This is a genomic window from Roseiarcus fermentans, assembly GCF_003315135.1.
Lineage (GTDB): Bacteria > Pseudomonadota > Alphaproteobacteria > Rhizobiales > Beijerinckiaceae > Roseiarcus > Roseiarcus fermentans.
Map to the genome: position 1 here is coordinate 53,960 of NZ_QNRK01000032.1, position 19,207 is coordinate 73,166.

The following is a 19,207-nucleotide window of genomic DNA, read 5'->3' on the forward strand; positions in this document are numbered from 1 at the left end:
GCTTCGCGGAGAAGGGCCTTTGACCCCGGCCGCCTTCGGCGCCACCCTCGGCGCCCATGGCTCCGTTCTTTCCCAGCCCCGCGCTCGCCCTCGGCTATGGCCTCGCCTGCGTGCTGCTCGCCGCGACCCCGGGCGCCGACATGGCGCTGTTCCTGTCGCGTACGCTCGCCGGCGGCAGAGGGCAGGGGTTCGCCGCGCAGGCCGGGGCCAACGCCGGCCTCGTCGTCCATAGCTGCGCGGCCGCGCTCGGGCTCTCGGCGCTGCTCGCGGCCTCGGCCGCAGGCTATCAGGCGGTCAGAATCGCCGGCGCGCTCTATCTCCTTTGGCTCGCCGTCGCTGCGCTGCGCCACGGGACGGCGCTCAAGGTCAAGGCCGGGACCGGGGCGGGGGGGCTCCGCGGCGCATTTTTGAACGGCCTCCTGATCAACCTCACGAACCCGAAGATCGTGATCTTCTTCGTGACCTTCCTGCCGCAGTTCATCGAAGCGCGCGATCCCCACGCCGGCGCGAAGCTGTTCGTGCTCGGCCTCGGCTTCATCGCCATCACGACCGCGGTCAATGCGGTCGTCATCCTGGTCGCTGGCCGCTTCGTCGCCGCCGCCAGGGCCAATCCGCGCGCGCTGCGCCTGTTCGACTACGCCTTCGCCGCGCTGATGAGCGCCTTCGCGCTGAGGCTGGCGTTCAGCCGCGGCCGCTGACCGCGGCGACGCGGCATCCGTGCGCGCCACCGGGCCTCGGGCGCGGAATCAATCCTTTCAGACGGTTGCGCGGGATTTTTCGGGCGGTTGCAACTCCCAAGCCATGGCGCGCCTTGGGAATGACGGGCGGTCGTCAATGCCGAGGTGGGGGCGATGACGCTTCCCGCCGTCCTCGCGAGGAGCCCGAAGGGCGACGCGGCGATCCAGGGGCCGCCTGCGACGACGTTGAAGCGCGGCGCCGCCCGGCCAGACGGCAGACCTCGGCCCCGCCCCTGGATCGCCACGTCGCTTCGCTCCTCGCGATGACGGCGGCGGCTTGGGTGTTACGGGCGGTTGCAACTCGCAACCCCGTCTTTGCGAGGAGCAACCCCCGGGTCGAAGAGCCCGGGGGGACGAAGCAACCCATGCCGCCGGTTGCTGACTGCGGAAAAAATTGCTCCGTCTTCTGCTCGCGACGAAGGGCGGCGGGACGATCAGAGGGCGCAACAGCGGCCCAGCGGCCCTGGATCGCTTCCCCCCGGGCTCTTCGACCCGGGGGTCGCTCGCGATAACGGCGTTCTTCACCCCACCTTGGGAGTTACGGGCGGTTGTCGCGCGGTTCGCCGGTTGTGAGCGCATTCCGAAGCGGCGCGCCTCCGGCGCGCTGGGCACAAATTCAATCTTTTCAGATGGTTGCGCCAGAGTCTTCAAGTTAATACCATGTTTTCAGCGTAGAACGCCGTCCTTGCGGGCAGCAAAGCGACTAGCCATCCACGCCGCCGCGCCCGCGCGCCGCCGACGGGGTATGGCGAAGCACTCGCGCACGAGCGGATCCTTCCCGACAGCGACCATGGAACGAACATAGAACAAAGAAGACCAAATCCAAAGACATTGTCGTCGTTTTTGACCACGAGGCGCGGGGCGAAGGACACGGATCCCTTTGACCGCGCCCTCGTTCGGCGCCACGCTGGCGGCCATGGACCTCGCCGCCTTCCGCGCCTCGCTCGCCGCCCCCGCGCCGCCCGACGCCCTCGGCCTCGCGCTGACGGCCTTGTGGCGCGACGGCAAGGGCGACTGGGACGGCGCGCACCAGGCCGCTCAGGACGACGAAAGCCGGGAGGGGGACTGGGTTCACGCCTATCTGCACCGCAAGGAGGGCGACGCCGGCAACGCCGCCTACTGGTACCGCCGCGCCGGCAGGCCGGTGTGCCGGACGACGCTCGAGGAGGAGTGGGCGGCGATCGCGGCGGCCCTGCTTGCGCGACCGGCCTGAGCGCGCTTCGATGCGGCGCCGGGCTTCGCCGGCGCCGGGAGGGGCAAGATGGTTTTCCTGTATCGCGCCGCGATCGTCGCGCTCGTGACCTTCGCGTTCGCGCTGGTCGGATTCGGTCTCGGGGACCTGTTGCCGGCCGATTACGTCACCGCGTCCAAGGGCATGATCGGCTCGGTGGTCGGGCTCGACGCGACGCTGCTCGCGCTCGTCCTCGGTCTGCTGATCTGGACGGCGCACGGGCAGTTCATGGGGCAGCAGGCCGAACTTCAGACGATCGGGCGCGCGATCGTGCTGCTCGACCTCGCCTTGGCGGGCTATGGTCCGGAAGCCGCGGCGGGCCGGCGCGAGATCCATCAGATCCTGAAGCGCGCGCGGGCGCGGCTCTGGATCGACGATCCCAAGGGGCGGCGCATGGTCGCGGTCGGCGACCTGCCGGCGGAAGTTCTGCCGATGCGGGCCGTCTTCACCGCGCTGCGCCCGGTCAACGACGACCAGCGCCAGCATCTCGCCGCTGCGAGGGACCATTTCAGCACGATCGTCGATACCCAACTGACGATGATCCGCAGCCTGGTCGATCCGATCCCGAACCTTCTGCTCACCGTGGTCGTCGGCTGGTCGTGCGTCCTGTTCTTCGGCTACGGCCTGGGGTCGCCGGCCAACACCCTGACCATCGTGATGGCGGCGCTCGGCGCGCTGTCGGTCGGAAGCGCGGCGTTTCTCATTCTGGAATTGAGCGACCCCTATGTCGGCGTGTTCCGGCTGCCGCGGACCGGCTTCGACGGCGTGCTCGGCGCCCTGGCGCTGGGGGACGAGATCACCGCCGAGACGGAGCGCCGTTCGGGCGCGGGCTGAACCGCGCATGGCTCGCGGCGCACCCGGATTCGGCGCCGGGCAGGGGCGCTCGCCGGCCGCGCTCCATACCAAATGTGGTCGGCGGCGGCAGGCCCCGGGGCGGCGCATTTTTGCTGAAACGGGAATAACTCTTGAAAAAGACCTGATCCTAATCTAGAAGCGCGTATCGAAGTTTTGGCCGAAGGGCTGTAGATTACGTCTCCGCGTCGCGCGGGTGTCGTGGCGTTTCTTTTATCCGAACCTCGATTGGACTGACCTCCTGCGCTTCGCGGCGCAGGAATAGATGCGCCTCGGGCGCAAGGAACTAAAATGAAGACGACTGGTACTGTAAAGTGGTTCAACTCCGACAAGGGCTTCGGTTTCATCCAGCCGAACGACGGGGGAGCCGACGTATTCGTTCACGCCAGCGCGGTTGAGCGCGCCGGCATGCAAAGCCTGAAAGAGGGCCAGAAGATCAGCTACGAGATCATCGCCGACCGGCGCACGGGCAAGAGCGCGGCCGGCAACCTCGAGGCCGCCTGAGACCGACCGCCGTGCGCACGGCGTCGATCGCGGATGCGCGGGCGACGCCGGCCGGCGAAGATGTTCTGCTGTTGACCTCCGGCCTGCGAGCGCCTCGCGGGCCGGAGACGTTCTGGACGAGCGGGTTCGAGCGGAGATCCCGGCGGCAGCCGTGTCCGAGTCGAGACGCAGCGACGCGAGCGCGCGCCGCCTCAGCGCCTTCGGGGCCTGCGAAAGACCTCGGACGATCCGCAAACCCATGCGCGAAGCCATTCGTCGCGCCCGACTGCGCGCATGATCCGCGGGGGTCCAATCGCGGCGGCGAAGATGCGAACGCCCGGCGCGACGCGCTGAGCCGGGCCTGCTGCTCCGCCCGGCCGAGACCGGTGACCACGAGAGAACCTCATGCGCATTTTCGTCTTTGAGTCGCAGACCCGCCAGGGCCTTCACGCTTTCGCCGGCGACATCGCCGGAACCCGGCTGCCCGATCGCGCCGGCCCGTGGCGACTGGTCTCCGGATCGCCGCCGGGCGCGTCGCTGCCGCATGGGATTCCCCGCCGGATGATCGAGCGCGCAATCGGCACAGCGGGCTTTCAGATGTGGCGGTTGAAGCCCGAAGCGGCCCAGGCGTAACGGCCGCGGCGCTCGCGCTCGGCCCTCGATCGCGCCGCCGGCGTTCCGAGCGGCTCGTCCGCCCGCGGCCGGGCCGCGGGCCTCGCGGCGCTGTCACGGGCGCCGCCCGCCGCGGCGGCCGAAAAGCCCGCATGCGACAGCGCGCCGTCTGGACCGGGGGTTCGCGGCGGGCTAGCGCACAGCATGATCGCCGCCGTCACGCCGCCGCCCGTCGTCCGTGTCGCCGCCCGCCGGGCGCTCGCCCTTTGCGCCCCCGCCTACGAAGCGCTGCTGCGCGGCATGTTCGCCGACATGAAGGCGTTTCCCGGCTTCGTCAGCGCCGACGTCATCCCGCCCGCGACCGAGGCCGGCGCCTATCAGGTGGTGACGAAATTCGCGACCGAGGCCGATCTTGAGCGCTGGGACGCGTCGGACGCCCACGCCGCATGGCTCGGCCGGCTCGCGACGGTCGCCGAGGGCGAGCCGGACTACCGCGTCATCACCGGGCTCGAGGCGTGGTTCTCGCCCGAGGTCGTGCCGGCGAGCGTCAACCCGCCGCGCTGGCGGATGACGCTGGCGACCTGGCTCGGCATCTTCCCGACCGCGAGCCTCGTTCTCTGGTTCGTCGCGCCGCTGCTCGGCTTCCTGCCGTTCTTGCTGCGCACGGCGCTGCTCACCGGCCTGATCACCTTCGCCATGAGCTACGGGGTGATGCCGCGCCTCGCCCGCTGGCTGAGGCCGTGGCTGACCCGGAAACCCTAGATCGCCGGTCGCCGGCTTCGCCATGTCGCCTTCGGCCCGGGGCGCGGCCCGGGATCGCGCGCAGCGCTATCCCCTCGCGCCCCTCTCCCTTGCGCGGGCGGGGTTACGGCCAACGCGCCGCCAGCCGCGCCCGTACGCTTATCTCGGGCAGGGCTGACCGGGCGGGCCGCAGGGAGGTCCGTGTGCGGCGCCTGCCGGCGGCGCGGGAACGACGGGCGCCGCAGGAGGCGGGGCCGCGTGGACGACGGGCGCCGGCGGAGAGGGCGGGGCGGCGTGAACGACGGGTGGCGGCGCAGGCGGCGGGGCCGCGTGAGCGACGGGCGCCGCTGGGGCGGGCGGCGCATGAACGACGGGCGCCGGGTTCGGCGCGATGGTCTGGGCCGGGCCCCGGGGAACGAGCGGCGGCTTGGCCGTCGTCGGCGCCGCTGGCGCTCCAGCGGGCGGTTTCCCGGCCGGTGGAACGCCAACCGGCGCCGGCAGCGGTTTGCCGAGCGGCGGCGGCGTTCGGGGCGGCGTTCCGGGCGACTTCTCCACAGGGGTCGTCGAGGCCGGCGGCGCGGGAGCGCCCGCGGCCGGGCGCCCGGCCGGCGGAACGGGATTGCCGGGAGGGCAGAGGGCGGCTGATGTGTCGCTCCCGACCGCGGATCGTGATAAGGATGCGCTTCGATGACCCTCGCCCTTCGAAAGCCCATGACGTTCGCCGAATTCCTCGCCTGGGAGGAGCGGCAGGAGCTGCGCCACGAATTCGACGGCGTCGGCCCCGTCGCCATGACCGGCGGAACCCGCGCCCACGCGGCCATTCAGCGCAATCTCGCATTCGCCCTGACCGCCCGCCTTCGCGGCCAGCCGTGCCAATACTTCGGCAGCGACCTCAAGATCAGGACCGCCGACGATCACATCCGCTATCCGGACGGCTTCGTCACTTGCACGGGCGGCGACAACGCGAGCAGGATGGTCGCCGATCCCGTGGTCATCTTCGAGGTTCTGAGCCCGAGCACGGCGGCGAGCGACCGCATCGTCAAGGCCCGCGAATACCAGGCCATGCCCTCGGTGCAGCGCTACGTCATGCTCGAACAGGATCGCGTCGGCGCCACTGTCCACGTCCGCTCGGGCGAGACGTGGACGCTCGAGATCATCGCCGAGGAGTCCGTCCTCACCCTTCCCGAGATCGGAGTCTCGCTGCCGCTCGCCGAGTTGTACGAAGGTCTCGTGTTCGAGGCGGACCAGGAGGAGGGGCCGGCGCCGGAGGGCGGCTGACCTCAGGCGACCACGACATCGTCACGGTCTTGCATCGTCTGGCTCGGCGCAAAGGTTTTGGCCTGCGGAAGCTTAAACATCGTGTGCTCGCTGTGCAACGTAACTCCCAAGCCGGCAGCGAATAGCGCCGTCATCGCGAGCGAAGCGAAGCGATCCAGGGCCGCTGGGCCGCTGTCGCGCCCTCTGGTCGTCCCGCCGTCCTTCCTTGCGAGCAATTTCTTCCGCAGGAAGCAAGCGGCCGCATGGATTGCTTCGTCGCTTTGCTCCTCGCAATGACGGGGTTGGGAGTTACTGTGCGACCAAAAAATCGCCTCAGGGCCTTGATGTTCCGAGCCATTCGCGGACCATTGGTAACTCCCGACCCCGTCATTGCGAGGCGCAACCCCCGGGTCGAAGAGCCCGGAAGGACGAAGCGATCCACGACGCCGTTTGCGTCCGTTTTGCAAGGATTGCTCCGACTTCTGCTTGCAACGAAGCCCGAGGCACGACGGGACGATCCACGAGCCGCAACAGCAGCCAGGTGGCCTCTGGATCGCAGCGCTTCGCTCGCGATGACGGCGTTCTTCTTCGTCCATTGAGCGTGGTAGAAGGTCTGGCGCCGACGCTCCCCGGAGGACAACCACCCCCATGCTCCACCTCTATGCCGGCCCCGTGTTCGACATGGCGCGGGAACAGTTCCACCTGATCGCCGACCACCTCGCGATCCCCGAGGCCGAGCGCGACCGGCTCCTGCTTCCCAAGCGCGCCATCGTCGTCTCCTGCCCGATCCACATGGACGACGGACGGACCCGGGTGTTCCCCGGCTACCGGGTCCAGCATCACCTGACCCTCGGGCCGGCCAAGGGCGGGACACGCTTCGCTCCCAACGTCGACATCGGCGAGATCGCGGCGCTCGCGATCTGGATGAGCTGGAAATGCGCGCTCGCCGATCTGCCCTACGGCGGCGCCAAGGGCGGGGTGACGGTCGATCCGCACACGCTGTCGATGCGCGAGCTGGAGGGGCTGTCGCGCCGCTACATGCAGGAGATGATCCCGTTCGTCGGCCCGCGCGTCGATGTCATGGCGCCAGACATGGGCACCAACGAGCAGGTGATGGCGTGGTTCATGGACACCTATTCCATGTACCAGGGGGTGACCGTGCCGGAGATCGTCACCGGCAAGCCGGTCGACACCGGCGGCACGCTCGGGCGGCGCGAGGCGACCGGCCACGGCGTCGCCTTCCTCGCCTTCCGCGCCATGGAGGCGCTGGAGATCGATCCGGTCGGCGCGACCGCGATCGTGCAGGGCTTCGGCAACGTTGGCGCGCACGCGGCGCTCGGCCTCGCCGCGCGCGGAGTCAAGATCGTCGGCGTGTGCGACCACACCGCCGCCTACTACGACCCGAAGGGCCTCGACGCGCGCGAGCTCGTCAGCCACGCCCAGCGGACCGGCGCGCTCGCCGGCTGGTCGACGGAGGCGGCGATCGACCCGCGCGCGGTGATGGAGCAGCCGTGCGACGTGCTCGCGCCGTGCGCGGTCGAGCGGGTGATCGACGCCGACCTCGCCCGCGTTCTCCGCTGCCGGATCATCGCCGAAGGCGCCAACGGCCCGACCACTCCCGAGGCCGACAAGATTCTCGCCGAGCGCAACGACGGGATCTTCGTCATCCCGGACATCCTGTGCAACGCCGGCGGCGTCATCGTCAGCTATTTCGAGTGGGTGCAGGACTTGCAGCAGTATTTCTGGTCGCGCGACGAGGTGATGGACCGCCTCGAGCGGGCGCTCGACCGCAGCTGGGCGACGGTCGTGGCGCGCGCCAAACGCGACGGCGTGTCGAACCGCACGGCGGCCCAGGCGATCGGGGTCGAGCGGGTGATGAAGGCGAAACAGGCGCGGGGGCTGTTTCCGTGACCGACGCAGACGTTTCGCGGCTCGACCTGGTCGTGCGCGACGCACATGGCGACGACATGCCGTCGGTGCAGCGCATCTATGCGCACTACGTTCTCGGCGCGCTCGCCACGTTCGAGGAAACGCCGCCGACGCTCGACGAGATGATCGCGAGACGGCGAAAGTCGGTCGATTGCGGCTTGCCGTATCTCGTCGCCGAACAGAACGGCGAAACGCTCGGCTTCGCTTACGCCGCCCCTTACCACGTGCGCCCGGCCTATCGGTTCGCGATCGAGGATTCGGTCTACGTCGCCGACGGCCTCGCCCGCCGCGGGGTCGGCGCCGCCATGCTCGGGGAACTGGTCGCCCGTTGCGAGCGCGGGCCGTGGCGGCAGATGGTCGCCATCGTCGGCGACAGCGCCAACGCGGGCTCGATCGGACTGCACCGGCGGTTCGGGTTCGAGCCTGTCGGCGTGTTGAGAGCGGTCGGGTTCAAGTTCGGCCGCTGGATCGACACGCCGATTCTGCAACGTCGGCTGGGGCCGGGCGACGCCTCGAATCCCGACCTCTGACCGCGTCGCCGTCCCGCGACCGCGTCGCCGCCGCTGTTGCGGGATACGCCACGACCGCCGTCGAGGCGCCGCCGCGTGTCTTTCGCTTCGCCCGCCCGCGCTGTCGGCGACGCGCCGGCTCGGCGGACCCATGAGAGAGTTTCGCGATGGATGCGTTGACGCTGTTCGGCCTCTTCGCGGTTTCCGCCATGCTCGTCACCTACGCGCTCGAAGCCCGCAGCCACTGGTTCGTCCTGCTGTTCGCCTTATCGTGCGCGTTGGGCTCGGCCTATGGGTTCTTGCAGGGCGCGTGGCCCTTCGGCCTGGTCGAGGCGATCTGGTCGCTCGTCGCGCTCAGGCGGTGGCTGTCGGCGCGGATCTCCTGATCGTTTCGTGAGCGCGGCCGGCGCGTTCGACGAATCGCCCCGGAAAGGCGCGACCGCGCCAGAAGCCCGATCGCCGCCGCGTTGGCGAGGTCGATGAAGAAGGCCGAGACGAGCGGCTTCGTGGAGCGGAACGGACGGGACCGCCATTCGCGGGCGAAGCATCTCCCGACCTTCTCCCACCCGCGCACGCGCGTTGCTGCGCCTGCGCGGGCGGATGTTCGGAAAGGGCGGGCGTTTCGCCGTCCTTCCCGGCAAGTTTGGTTTAACCCGCAAATCGTCTTAGGCGGTCTGGGTCGCCGAACGGCGGCTGCGATGACCGGCGAAAGCGAGACCGGCGAAGCCGAGACCCAACATCGCCCAGGTCGAGAGCTCCGGGGCGGGCGCCGCAAGGGTGAAGCTGCCGAAGTAGTCGGACGGCCCGCTGTACGGCGAGGCGGTATAGTAAGAAGGCAGGAAGTTGTAGATGTTCCAGGCGTTTCCGTCGTTCGTGTCGAAGGAGAGTCCATTGCCGTCCAGATAGGGCTGGTTCGGATAGGAGATCGTATTGCTCGGTTGCCCCCAGGAACCCAGGCCGGTGACGATTGCGCCGTTGAACGTCCCTGTGATGGCGGTGACGTCGCCGGAGGAGTCGGCGGTCAGCGTGCCCGACCCGGAATACGACGCGCCGGCATAGCTCCAATCCAAAAGCGTCGCGCCGGCCGGCGCGGAAGCCGTCAGGGCAGCCGCCAGGCAGCCGGCGGCTAAGAGTTGCATTCTCATGTTTTGCCCCCATGACAAGTTGCAACAGTGTTACAATGTCAATATGCGGAAGCCATCAGCGATGTCAAGAACAATCGGCGGAGATCCTGGTTTACCTAAGGTCATTCATCTGACCGCGATCGCTCGCGACGGGAACGTAATCTTCCGTTCCCGGGCCGCTATGGCGTCGATAGCCCGCCGTTGCTTTGCGTCGGTCTTGACGCGGCGCTGCTGGAGCGGCCTCGTGGCCGGGTCGATCCAGGCGCGGGCCGCCTCCTACCGCACCAGAAAGCCGATCGCCGCCGCGTTGGCGAGGTCGATGAAGAAGGCCGAGACGAGCGGCAAGATGATGAAGGCCATCGGCGCCTGCCCATGCGCCTTGGTGACCGAGGTCATGTTGGCGATCGCGGTCGGGGTGGCGCCGAGGGTCACGCCGACGAACCCCGCGGTCAGCACCGCGGCGTCGTAGTTGCGGCCCATCGCCGGGAACACGGCGAAGGCTGCGAACAGCACGGACGCCAGCGTCTGAAGCGCCAGCACCACGATCAGCGTCGGCCCGAGTTCCGCCACCGACCAGAGCTGCATGCTCATCAGCGACATGGCGAGAAAGACGTTGAGCGAGAAATCGGACACGAGCGCGAGCGAGCGGCTGCGCGCCGGCCAGGGCAGGGAGGCGCCGAGACGCGGAACGAAGTTGGTCAGCACGATCGCCGTCAAGAGGCAGCAGACGAACGGCGGCAGCTTGAGGCCGAGGTCGAGCAGCCCCTGCTGCAGGGCGAGGCCGATCAGGATCGCGACGCTGAGCACGAGCAGCGTCCGCATCAGCGCGACATGGTCGATGTCGTCGCGGGGCGCCTCGTCGTCGCTCAGGCCGAGCACCGGCGCTGCGTTACGCGGGCCGGCGAGGCCGTGCCGCGCGATCAGGAATTTGGCCACCGGGCCGCCGACGAGGCTCGCGGCGACGAGGCCCAGGGTCGCCGAGGCGACCCCGATCTCCATGGCGTGCTGCAGGCCGAAGCGCTGCTCGATCATCGGCGCCCAGGCGATGGTCGTGCCGTGGCCGCCGATCAGGGCGGCCGAGCCGATCAGCGCCGCCACGCCGTGCGGCAGGCCGAGGGCCGCCGCGCCGCCCGCCGCGATCAGGTTCTGGATGATCAGAAAGGCGAGCGTCAGCCCGAGCAGGGTCACGAGCGGTCGGCCGCCGGCCACGAGGTCGTCGAAGCGGGCGTTGAGCCCGATCCCGGTGAAGAAGAACAGCAGCAGCGTGTCGCGGGCGTCGAGGTCGAAGACGATTCGCAAGCCGAGCGCGTCGTGGGCGACGAGGGTCGCGAGCGAGGCGACCAGTCCGCCGGTCACCGCCTCCGGAATGTTCCAGCGGCCGAGCGGCGTGATCAGCCGGTTGAGCCCGACGCCGACAAAGAACACGACGATCGCGAGCGTGAAGGTTTCGAGCGCTGGCGTTTCGAGGGTCGTCATGGAGGCTCCGGGCGTCGAGGCGCGGTCTCGCCAGGCAAGGACAAGACCAAGTTTCGCCCAGGCCTGCAAGCCGTCCGCGCGCGCCGCCCCGGCAAAACGGCCGCAACACGGGGATTGTCCGACAATCGAGGGAGTGAATTGGCGCACACATTGGGCTATCAACGGTGCTGTCACATGTTCACGAGTGCAGGATGCGAAGAGGCGGGCCGCCGATCACGACCGGAGTCCTGGTCAGCGGCGTGATCGCGGCGTTGCGGGGGCGCGCCATCGACCCGGCGCCGCTCGTCGAGCGGGCCGGCCTCACCGGCGTCGATCCGGCCAGGGCCAGCGCCGACGCGCTTCCCGGCGCCGAATCCATGCTGGCCGAACTCGCAGCCGACGCGGCCGGGGACCCGATCTTCGGTCTCCGGCTCGCCGAGGCCGTCGATCCCCGCGACCTCGGGCTGCTCTATTTCCTGGTCCGGGCGGCGCCGACGCTTCGGGACGCGCTGAGCCTGTTCGAGCGATTTCTCCCGGCGGCCAACAGCGGCGTCGAAGCCGACGTGACGGCCTCTGCGGGCGGCGGCGCGATCGTCGATTTTCGCTTCCTCGGCGCGCCGCGCGCCCGCCTGAAGCACACCGTCGAATATCATCTGGCGATGGCGGTGCGCGTGTGCCGTTCGATCGCCGCCGGGCCCGTCAACCCGACGCGCGTGACCTTCGCGCACCCCCGCCTCGAATCGATCGACGCCGTTGAACAGTATTTCGGCTGTCCGGCGGATTTCGACGCCGGCTCGGACCGCATCGTCCTTGCCCGCAGCGCGCTGGATCTGTCGCTGATCGCCGCCGATCCCCGTCTGTTGCAGGTCCTGAGCGGCATCGCCGAGGACGCCGCCGCGTGGTCCGCGCCGTCGCGGCCGACCGTGCGGAGGGCGGTCGGGGCTGCGCTTCGCCGCTTGCTTCCGGCCGGCGAGGCGAAAGTCGAAAGCGTCGCCGGCGCGCTCGGCATGACGGCGCGAACGCTCTCCCGGCGGCTCGAGCAGGAGGGAACCAGCTACTCCCGCGTGCTCGAGGGCCTGCGCACCGAACTCGCGCTCCAGTACCTGAGCGACGGCAGCTTCGGCGAGCGCAGCCTCGACCAGATCGCCTCGGCGCTGGGCTACCACGACATCGCGGCGTTCAGCCGCGCGTTCCGGCGCTGGACCGGCCACGCCCCGAGCGTCGTGCGCGACAATCCGGGTCTCGCGCGCGGGATCGTCGAGGCGGGCGAACGGGGACGGACATGACGCCGCTCGCCCGACGCCGGGCCAGGTCGAGCGCGTTCGTCAAACGAGTCCGGCAGGACGCCCATGATCAACCGTGGCCATTCGGCGACGAGCCCGCGCAGCAAACCGGCAGGAAGATACAGGGATGAGTCCCGCCACAGCCAGAGTTGTCCTTGGCGAACAGATCGTCCTGGGCCGACGCCGAGTTCTTTTCAGCGCATCGTGGCCGTTGCGCCGGTGAATGCGGAGGACGAGGACGGGTCTGAACGTCGAAGCTCGGCGCGCGACGATCCTCACGAACAAGGATGTCAAATCGATGACCCTGTCCATTGCGGTATACGATGTGGCGATATGTCACATATGCGGCGCCGATACTCGACTCTAGTGTAACCAGGCTGCAGAACTGCAGATATCAAGAAAATTCGGATTTTCGGGCTGCGGCGAACGGGTCGGCAGCTCTCTTTTTTTGCGTGCGTTGGCGACGCGCGAGGCATTGCGTCAGGATGGACATCCCATCGTCGAGAGCAAACTGGCGCCCGGTGAAGGACCCGCCGGCCTCACTGTCTGGCAAACGCCCCGGCGCGAACCATCACCGGATCAATTGCTGCCGACCGCCGGCCGGCTCACCACGCCGACGATCGGGCCGATCGGCAGCAATTCGTCGTCGCGCCTGAGCTCGGGCGCGTAGAGCGACGACAGCGAGCCGTCGAGGAACAGCGCGTCGCGGGCGCCGAGCCCGTCGCGGAACAGGCGGGCGAAGACGTCGAAGGTCACCGGCGCGTCGGCGATGGCGAATGTCACCTGGCCGTGGTCGTCGACGCCGACGCCGTTGCGGATCTTCGCCGAGGTGCCGTCGGGGCGAATTTTCGGGTGGATGCGTCCATCGATCACCAGCATCGGGCCCGACTGGGTGGCGTAGCGCGCCGGCGGCCGGTCGGCGAGATAGCGGCCGGTTTCGGCGACGCCGGCGACGCCGTCGCCGATCCAGAACACCCCGTTCGGCTTCATCCGGAAATTGGAGGCCCCGCCGTCGCGCGTGTCGACGCCGCGCAGCCGCCGCCCGTTCTCGATATAGAGCCCGACCGGCGACTGGTCTTCCCGGAACATGCCGGCGTTCATCGCGAAGACGAGGCGTTCGCCGCGCTTTTGCAGGGCGTCGGCGAGCGCGCCGAGCGACCCGAACGGCCTGTCGTCGCCGCCCTTCCAGAACAGACGGATGTCGTCGCGGCGCGGATCGAAGGCGCAGACGGTGAAGGACGCGCCGTCGAACGCTCTCGGCGCGCAGGCCGCAGTCGCCGGGAAGGGGGCGGCCAGTCCGACCAGGACAAGCCAGGCGGCGATACCGCTGCGCCGCATCGCGCTCTCCGAAATCAGGGATCCTCGCCGGCGTCGGTCGCCGCGGCGCGTCGACTCACGGCGCGCGCCGCGACCATAAACGTCTCCGCTTCGTCGCGCCATGGCGGGCGGCGCGGCCGGGAGGAGGTCGAAGACGAGGGCGGCCGCCCTGCGCTGGGGGCCGTCCCACGCCGGGCCCGCCGGCTTCACACGATCGAGATCGCCGGGCGGCGCGAGCGACGGCGGGCGAAGGCGAGCGTGGCGACGCCGAGGCCCAGCATCCCCCAGGTGGACGGTTCGGGCGCGGCGATTGTCAGCGTCCCGAAGGTCTCGCCTGTATACGTCTGAACCGCCGCGTAAGTTCCGTCGTTGAAGGTGGCCCGGCCGGCGCTGACGCTGAACAGGTCGGTCGACGCGCCGCCCGCGTTGGTGACGAAATGCAGGTCCTGCAGGCCGCCGAAGTAACTCTCGAGCTCCCACGGACCGTATGCCCAGGGGTCGGTGACCTGCTGCACGACACTGGCGTTGTATTGATTGGGATTGCCTGGCTGGATGGCGATCATCGTGAAATTGGAGGCCACGGAAACCGTTCTGTCCGATTGCCAGTTTTCGGACGTCAGGCTGCTTCCCGGCGCAGCGACAAAAGAAAAGTCGATCATCGCGTGAGCGTGAGATCCGGCGACCATCGCAACCGCCAGCGTCGTCACTCCTAAGATCTTGATAAATTTATTCATTGTCTGCTCCGAGCCGAATGCTTTTCGGCGCCCGATACGGTCGCGCCCGACGCCCGGACAAGCGTCACTGCTCGTGTAATTGACCTGCACGTGCGTCAGTCAAGGATGACCATTGGGAAATGCCGACGCCTCGAAAGCCGCCGGCGTCGCAGCCATTCCCGGTCGCCATGGTCCTGCCGCCGGCCCGGCGGAACGGGCCGGCCTTGTCATGGCGAGCCTCGCCCGCCTACACGATCGAGATCGTCGAGCGGCGCGAACTGCGGCCGGCGAAGGCGAGCGCGGCGATGCCGAGGCCCAGCATTCCCCAGGTCGACGGCTCGGGAATCGCGGCGCTGAGCGCGATGTCGGCGAGGCCGAAATCGTTGCCCTTGGCCGACACGGCGCTGTCCTGGACGCTCAGGATGACGTTCGACGGCGAGCCCACCGTGATGGTCGCGTCGAGCGCATGCCAATCGCCGACGGCCCCGGTGGTCGCGGCGCCGATCTGGATACCGTTGGCGTAGACGTGCAGCGACGCCGGATTGCCGGGGGAGAGGCTCGCGACTTCGGCGGAAAAATCGTAATTCATGCCGGGCGCGAGCGTCACGGTCTGCTCCCAGACGGTGTAGGAGGTCATCGAGGTCGGCCGCTTCGCGGCGCCGTTGACGATCATGTAATTGCCCGACCCGTGCGGCGCGGGAATGTCGGCCCAGAGGCTGGAAAAGAGACTGGCGTTCGCGCCGACGCCGTAGGTGAACGGGTTGTTGATGGTGACGTCGGGGGGGACGCCCGGGGCCGTCCAGGGGCTCGCCGGCTGCCCCACGTAGATGTAGTCGCTCGTGAAGCCGGCGGCGCCGGCCGAGAAGTCGCCGTTGACCACCAGATTGGCGCCCGCGTGGGCCTGCGAGACGAGCGCGATCATCGCAGCCGCCGTCGCGGCCGCCGACACATGTCCTAGACGCATGGAGGAATCCTCAGACTGAGTTGCGAACGCCCTTGCGGCCCGTGAACGCCTGGCGTTGCGGCAACCGAGGTTGTGTAATTCGGGCAGCAGCGTCAACTTGGGTTGTACAGGACCCGGTTTACTGCAGTCAACATAGAATTGCCGCGCGAAAGGAGTACTTCCTTTCGGGAAGCCAATCCCGCCGGCAAAGCCCTGCGGAGTCGCCTCGGGCCGGCGGGTCTTGGCGCGAGATCGGCCGACGGCGTCCCCCCCCCCCGTGACGGATGCATGACCGTTGTGTGACGAAGCTCACGGCGGATCTGGCGAATCCATGCTCACTTACGCTGACGGAACGCGGCCGGCGAAGTCGACGCCGCGGTTCATTCCGGCCAAGGAGGAAATGAGATGACGTGGTCAGCTCTCATCGTTTCTTCGTTCGTGATCGCCTCCGCCGCGGCCTTGGCCGCTTCCCCCGCCGCGAGCGAGGAAACGCATCGTCCGGCGGGCTATGCGCATCGCCACGCGATTCCCGCCTCCGCGGAGGCGCTGTCGCCGTCCCGGCTCGCCCCGGCGCCCCGCCGCGACGACGACTGGGACGGCCTCACCCGCGACACCAGCGAATGCAATCGCGGGTGCATCGACAACTGATATGACGGGTCTGGCTGTAACCGGGAAAGACAGGAAGCCGGCGGCGGAGGTCTCGATCTCCGGCCGCCTGTTGATCGTCACGAAACCGGCGCGCGCCGCGGGCTCGACCAGCCGCCGGGCGAACGCCCTCGGCCCGGACCGGCGCCATTTCGTCAAACCTCTGTTATTTGATCGATGCGTTCGAGGAAGGGAGAACGGCGCCGCACAGAGAAGGGAAGACCAGGGAAGCGCTGCTTTGGCTTTGGATCATCGTGGCGCCGAGCGTTGCGATTGTCGCCTTGAGCAACCGGAAAGTCGAGCGGCCGAAATAGCCTTCGGCAAGACGAGACGGCCGCCGAGTCGACCCGGCGGTGTCATGCTCATGGCGTCGGTTGCCGGACTCGCCGGCGATGCGCCCATGGTCGCCGCTGGCCATTCCGGCTGACGGGGCTGTGAAAGGGTTCATGTTCGAGCCGTCGCGCGGCTCAGGACGGCGGCTGCGGCTCCGCCCGGTAGGCCTCGGGACAGGCGGCGATCAGGCGGCGCAGGTCGTCGATCAGCCACCGCCCGGCGCGGCCGATCTCGGTTCCGCGCATGCGCATCACGTGCACGCGGAACTGGAACGGGTCGCGCTCGGCGAGTTCGAGCGTCTTCAGTCGTCCGGCGGCGATGTGCTCGCGCACGAGGTGCAGCGGCATGTTGCACCAGCCGAAGCCGGCGAGCAGGAATTCGAGCCGCGTCGACAGATCCGCGAACCGCCAGATGTGGTGGCCGACGATGCCGCCGCTGAAGTTCTGGGTGAGCGGCGTCCGGTCGGTCAGGACGAGCTGCACGTAGGGCTCGAGCGTCGCCCGTGAAACTGGGCTCGGCTCGCGCGCCAGCGGATGCTCGGCGCTGACCACCGGCGCCACGTCGAAAGCGCTCAGGAAGTCGGCCGCGAGGTCGCGCGGACTGTCGAGCGGCATCGGCGCGATGGCGAATTGGGCCACGCCGTCGCGCAGCCGCTGCTCCGAACCGCCCAGGTTCTCGGTGAAGATCGTGACCGGCAGCTTCGGAAACGCCGCGCTCAGCGCCGTCAGGCTCGCGATCAGGGGCCCGTGCGGGAAGATCGGGTCGACGGCGAAGGAGAGCTCCGGCTCGACGTCGGAGGCGATGCTCGCCGCGCGCGCCTTCAGTTCGTCCGCCCGCTGCAGGACGCGGCGGGCGTCCTTGATCAGGGCCTCGCCCGCCCTCGTCAGCCGCGGCGTCTTCGCCGAGCGGTCGAACAGCGCCAGGCCGAGATTGGCTTCGAGCGCGGCGATCGACTGGCTGACCGCCGACTGCACCCGCCCGAGCTTGCGGGCGGCGGCGGAAAAACTGCCCTGATCGACCGCGGCGACGAAGATTCGCATCTGGTCCAGGGTCAGGGCGTCGATCATTCCGGACTGCTATCAAACTTAGCGATGGAATGCATCATATTTTGCTGCGTTGCCCTGATGGGATTCCGCGCCCATGTTGCGGCGCAAGGAGACTCATCATGACCGAACACACGAACGAGCGGGGCGCCGGGCTCGGGGCGGCGGCGCTGGCGAAGCTCTTTACCGAAGCGCGCACCCACAACGCCTTCGTCGGCCGGCCGGTGCCGGACGCGTTGCTCGTCGAGGCGCTCGATCTCGCCAAGGTCGGGCCGACGGCGGCCAACGCGCAGCCGTTGCGCGTCCTCTTCCTGCGCTCGCCGGAAGCCAAGGAGCGGCTGCGGCCGGCGCTCTCGCCCGGCAACGTCGCCAAGACCATGGCCGCGCCCGTCGTCGCCATCGCCGCTTACGACCTCGAGTTCTACGAGCATCTGCCGAGACTGTTTCCGCAGACCGATGCGCGCGCCTGGTTCGCCGGAAACAGCGCGTTCGCCGAGCGCACCGCCTTCCAGAGCGGAACGCTGCAGGTCGGCTACCTCATTCTCGCGCTCAGGGCGCTCGGCCTCGACGCCGGCCCGATGGCAGGCTTCGACACCGCGAAGGTCGACGCGGAGTTCTTTCCGGACGGCAAGGTCAAGTCCAATCTGCTGATCAACATCGGCTACGGCGACGACTCGAAGCTTTTCCCCCGCAATCCGCGCCTCGCTTTCGCCGACATGGCGAAAATTCTGTGAGAGGCGGTCGGCAGTAGTCTGTCGGGTCGTCGAGGTCTCGACTCTTATTTCTTGCTTCTTGTCGTAAATCGCTTGTACGACAGCAATACGTCGCCTACCGCCTAAACCGGAGACCAATGTATGTCAGCCAAGGTGCTCGTTCTTTATTACTCCTCCTACGGCCACGTCGAAGCCATGGCCAACGCCGAGGCCGAAGGCGCCCGGGCCGCGGGCGCGACTGTCGACATCAAGCGCGTCCCCGAGACCGTCCCCGAGGAAATCGCCAAGGGCGCGCATTTCAAGCTCGATCAGGCCGCGCCGGTCGCCAAGGTCGAGGACCTCGCCAATTACGACGCGATCATCGTCGGCGCGCCGACGCGCTTCGGCCGCATGCCTTCGGCAATGGCCAGCTTCTTCGAGCAGGCCGGCGGCCTGTGGGCGACCGGCGCGCTGCACGGCAAGGTCGGCGCCGCCTTCACCTCGAGCGCCAGCCAGCACGGCGGCAACGAGACGACGCTGTTCTCGATCCTCACCAACCTCCTGCATTTCGGGCTGGTGATCGTCGGCCTTCCCTACAGCCATGCGGGGCAGATGACGCTGGACGAGATCGCCGGCGGCGCGCCCTACGGCGCGACCACGATCGCCGGCGGCCAGGGCCAGCGCCTGCCGAGCGACATCGACCTCGCCGGGGCTCGCCATCAGGGCGAACTGGTGGCGAAGACCGCGGCCAAATTGAAGGGCTGAACGAACGCAAGCGGCCGGAGCGGGCGATGTCCCGCTCCGGCCCGCTCAATCGAAAGGAGCCACGCATGTCCGTCTCGACGCTTCCCACTCCGAACCCGACGGCGAGGATCGCCGTTCTGCCGCGCTCGTGGGCTCCGGCGCTGCACTCGATCCTGCGCATCGTGACCGGGCTGCTGTTCCTGGAGCATGGCACGGGCAAGCTTCTCGGCTTTCCGGCCGGGCTGCCGTTCATCGACAAGATGCCGGCGGGGATGCTTTATTTCACGGGTGGGATGGAACTCGTCGGCGGCGTGCTGGTGACGCTCGGCCTGTTCACGAGGCCCGTCGCCTTCGTGCTCTCGGGCTTCATGGCGGTCGCCTATTTCCTGGCGCATTTTCCCCAGAGCGTCTTCCCGGCGATCAATTACGGGGAACCGGCGGTGCTGTTCTGCTTCGTGTTTCTCTATCTCGCCGCGGCCGGGCCGGGGCCCTGGTCGCTCGATCGCGGCTGACGCGGCCGCGCCATTCCGACTCGAAGCGGCCAGCGGCGCGAGGGAGACCTCG

General features: G+C 68.8%; 22 protein-coding genes. 16 read left to right on the top strand and 6 right to left on the bottom strand.

Annotated elements, in window-relative coordinates; all coding sequences use genetic code 11:
• Window positions 1-56 precede the first annotated feature (56 nt).
• The 10 genes from DFR50_RS23450 (at window position 57) to DFR50_RS23500 (ending at window position 8,737) form a co-directional block, all read left to right on the top strand.
• Window positions 57-698, top strand: a complete 642-nt coding sequence (locus DFR50_RS23450; RefSeq protein ID WP_113891691.1) for a LysE family translocator — start codon at window positions 57-59, stop codon at window positions 696-698.
• A 919-nt stretch (window positions 699-1,617) separates the two neighbouring features.
• The gene (locus DFR50_RS23455) at window positions 1,618-1,950 is read left to right on the top strand and encodes a hypothetical protein (RefSeq protein ID WP_425376089.1); all 333 of its coding nucleotides are present in this window, start codon (window positions 1,618-1,620) and stop codon (window positions 1,948-1,950) included.
• A gap of 48 nt (window positions 1,951-1,998) precedes the next feature.
• Window positions 1,999-2,802: a bestrophin-like domain gene (locus DFR50_RS23460; RefSeq protein ID WP_113891692.1), complete on the top strand. Its 804-nt coding sequence runs from the start codon at window positions 1,999-2,001 to the stop codon at window positions 2,800-2,802.
• Between the two features lie 309 nt (window positions 2,803-3,111).
• Window positions 3,112-3,324 carry a cold-shock protein gene (locus DFR50_RS23465; RefSeq protein ID WP_113891693.1) on the top strand — a complete coding sequence of 71 codons (213 nt, stop codon included), beginning with the start codon at window positions 3,112-3,114 and terminating at the stop codon, window positions 3,322-3,324.
• Between the two features lie 384 nt (window positions 3,325-3,708).
• Window positions 3,709-3,936 (top strand): hypothetical protein, encoded by a 228-nt coding sequence (locus DFR50_RS23470; protein WP_113891694.1) that lies wholly within the window; start codon window positions 3,709-3,711, stop codon window positions 3,934-3,936.
• A 183-nt stretch (window positions 3,937-4,119) separates the two neighbouring features.
• Window positions 4,120-4,677 carry an antibiotic biosynthesis monooxygenase gene (locus DFR50_RS23475; RefSeq protein ID WP_113891695.1) on the top strand — a complete coding sequence of 186 codons (558 nt, stop codon included), beginning with the start codon at window positions 4,120-4,122 and terminating at the stop codon, window positions 4,675-4,677.
• Window positions 4,678-5,343: 666 nt separating this feature from the next.
• Window positions 5,344-5,934 (top strand): Uma2 family endonuclease, encoded by a 591-nt coding sequence (locus DFR50_RS23480; RefSeq protein ID WP_113891696.1) that lies wholly within the window; start codon window positions 5,344-5,346, stop codon window positions 5,932-5,934.
• Between the two features lie 627 nt (window positions 5,935-6,561).
• The gene (locus DFR50_RS23490) at window positions 6,562-7,824 is read left to right on the top strand and encodes a Glu/Leu/Phe/Val family dehydrogenase (protein ID WP_113891698.1); all 1,263 of its coding nucleotides are present in this window, start codon (window positions 6,562-6,564) and stop codon (window positions 7,822-7,824) included.
• On the top strand, window positions 7,821-8,372 hold the full coding sequence (locus tag DFR50_RS23495) for a GNAT family N-acetyltransferase (RefSeq protein WP_281017190.1): 552 nt from the start codon (window positions 7,821-7,823) through the stop codon (window positions 8,370-8,372). Before DFR50_RS23490 ends, DFR50_RS23495 begins: the two co-directional genes overlap by 4 nt.
• 146 nt (window positions 8,373-8,518) lie before the next feature.
• Window positions 8,519-8,737 carry a hypothetical protein gene (locus DFR50_RS23500; protein ID WP_113891699.1) on the top strand — a complete coding sequence of 73 codons (219 nt, stop codon included), beginning with the start codon at window positions 8,519-8,521 and terminating at the stop codon, window positions 8,735-8,737.
• A 279-nt stretch (window positions 8,738-9,016) separates the two neighbouring features.
• On the opposite strand, the gene DFR50_RS23505 is transcribed toward DFR50_RS23500, so the two are convergent.
• Both DFR50_RS23505 and gltS read right to left on the bottom strand, forming a co-directional pair.
• Entirely contained in the window at window positions 9,017-9,496 is a 480-nt protein-coding gene (locus DFR50_RS23505) for a hypothetical protein (protein ID WP_147262878.1), read from the bottom strand.
• A 255-nt stretch (window positions 9,497-9,751) separates the two neighbouring features.
• Window positions 9,752-10,951, bottom strand: coding sequence for a sodium/glutamate symporter (gene gltS, locus DFR50_RS23510; protein WP_113891701.1), 1,200 nt, complete (start codon window positions 10,949-10,951; stop codon window positions 9,752-9,754).
• 191 nt (window positions 10,952-11,142) lie between these two features.
• Between gltS and DFR50_RS23515 the strand changes: the two genes are divergently transcribed.
• Window positions 11,143-12,216 (top strand): AraC family transcriptional regulator, encoded by a 1,074-nt coding sequence (locus tag DFR50_RS23515; RefSeq protein ID WP_113891702.1) that lies wholly within the window; start codon window positions 11,143-11,145, stop codon window positions 12,214-12,216.
• A 576-nt stretch (window positions 12,217-12,792) separates the two neighbouring features.
• Here the strand turns inward: DFR50_RS23515 and DFR50_RS23520 are convergent.
• From DFR50_RS23520 to DFR50_RS23530, 3 genes are all read right to left on the bottom strand, one after another.
• Complete coding sequence (locus tag DFR50_RS23520) at window positions 12,793-13,551, bottom strand: phosphodiester glycosidase family protein (protein WP_113891703.1); 759 nt, start codon at window positions 13,549-13,551, stop codon at window positions 12,793-12,795.
• A 185-nt stretch (window positions 13,552-13,736) separates the two neighbouring features.
• Window positions 13,737-14,354 carry a PEP-CTERM sorting domain-containing protein gene (locus DFR50_RS23525; protein WP_170153361.1) on the bottom strand — a complete coding sequence of 206 codons (618 nt, stop codon included), beginning with the start codon at window positions 14,352-14,354 and terminating at the stop codon, window positions 13,737-13,739.
• 136 nt (window positions 14,355-14,490) lie between these two features.
• Entirely contained in the window at window positions 14,491-15,207 is a 717-nt protein-coding gene (locus DFR50_RS23530) for a PEP-CTERM sorting domain-containing protein (protein WP_113891705.1), read from the bottom strand.
• A gap of 384 nt (window positions 15,208-15,591) precedes the next feature.
• On the opposite strand from DFR50_RS23530, the gene DFR50_RS23535 reads away from it, so the two are divergent.
• Together DFR50_RS23535 and DFR50_RS31630 are read left to right on the top strand one after the other, a co-directional pair.
• Window positions 15,592-15,834 carry a hypothetical protein gene (locus tag DFR50_RS23535; RefSeq protein ID WP_113891706.1) on the top strand — a complete coding sequence of 81 codons (243 nt, stop codon included), beginning with the start codon at window positions 15,592-15,594 and terminating at the stop codon, window positions 15,832-15,834.
• Window position 15,835: 1 nt separating this feature from the next.
• On the top strand, window positions 15,836-16,258 hold the full coding sequence (locus DFR50_RS31630) for a hypothetical protein (RefSeq protein ID WP_147262879.1): 423 nt from the start codon (window positions 15,836-15,838) through the stop codon (window positions 16,256-16,258).
• Between the two features lie 40 nt (window positions 16,259-16,298).
• On the opposite strand, the gene DFR50_RS23545 is transcribed toward DFR50_RS31630, so the two are convergent.
• Window positions 16,299-17,231: a LysR family transcriptional regulator gene (locus DFR50_RS23545; protein WP_113891708.1), complete on the bottom strand. Its 933-nt coding sequence runs from the start codon at window positions 17,229-17,231 to the stop codon at window positions 16,299-16,301.
• 98 nt (window positions 17,232-17,329) lie between these two features.
• On the opposite strand from DFR50_RS23545, the gene DFR50_RS23550 reads away from it, so the two are divergent.
• From DFR50_RS23550 to DFR50_RS23560, 3 genes are all read left to right on the top strand, one after another.
• Complete coding sequence (locus DFR50_RS23550; RefSeq protein ID WP_113891709.1) at window positions 17,330-17,941, top strand: malonic semialdehyde reductase; 612 nt, start codon at window positions 17,330-17,332, stop codon at window positions 17,939-17,941.
• Between the two features lie 120 nt (window positions 17,942-18,061).
• Complete coding sequence (gene wrbA, locus DFR50_RS23555) at window positions 18,062-18,664, top strand: NAD(P)H:quinone oxidoreductase (protein ID WP_113891710.1); 603 nt, start codon at window positions 18,062-18,064, stop codon at window positions 18,662-18,664.
• Between the two features lie 65 nt (window positions 18,665-18,729).
• Window positions 18,730-19,155 carry a DoxX family protein gene (locus tag DFR50_RS23560; protein ID WP_113891711.1) on the top strand — a complete coding sequence of 142 codons (426 nt, stop codon included), beginning with the start codon at window positions 18,730-18,732 and terminating at the stop codon, window positions 19,153-19,155.
• The last annotated feature ends 52 nt before the right edge of the window (window positions 19,156-19,207 follow it).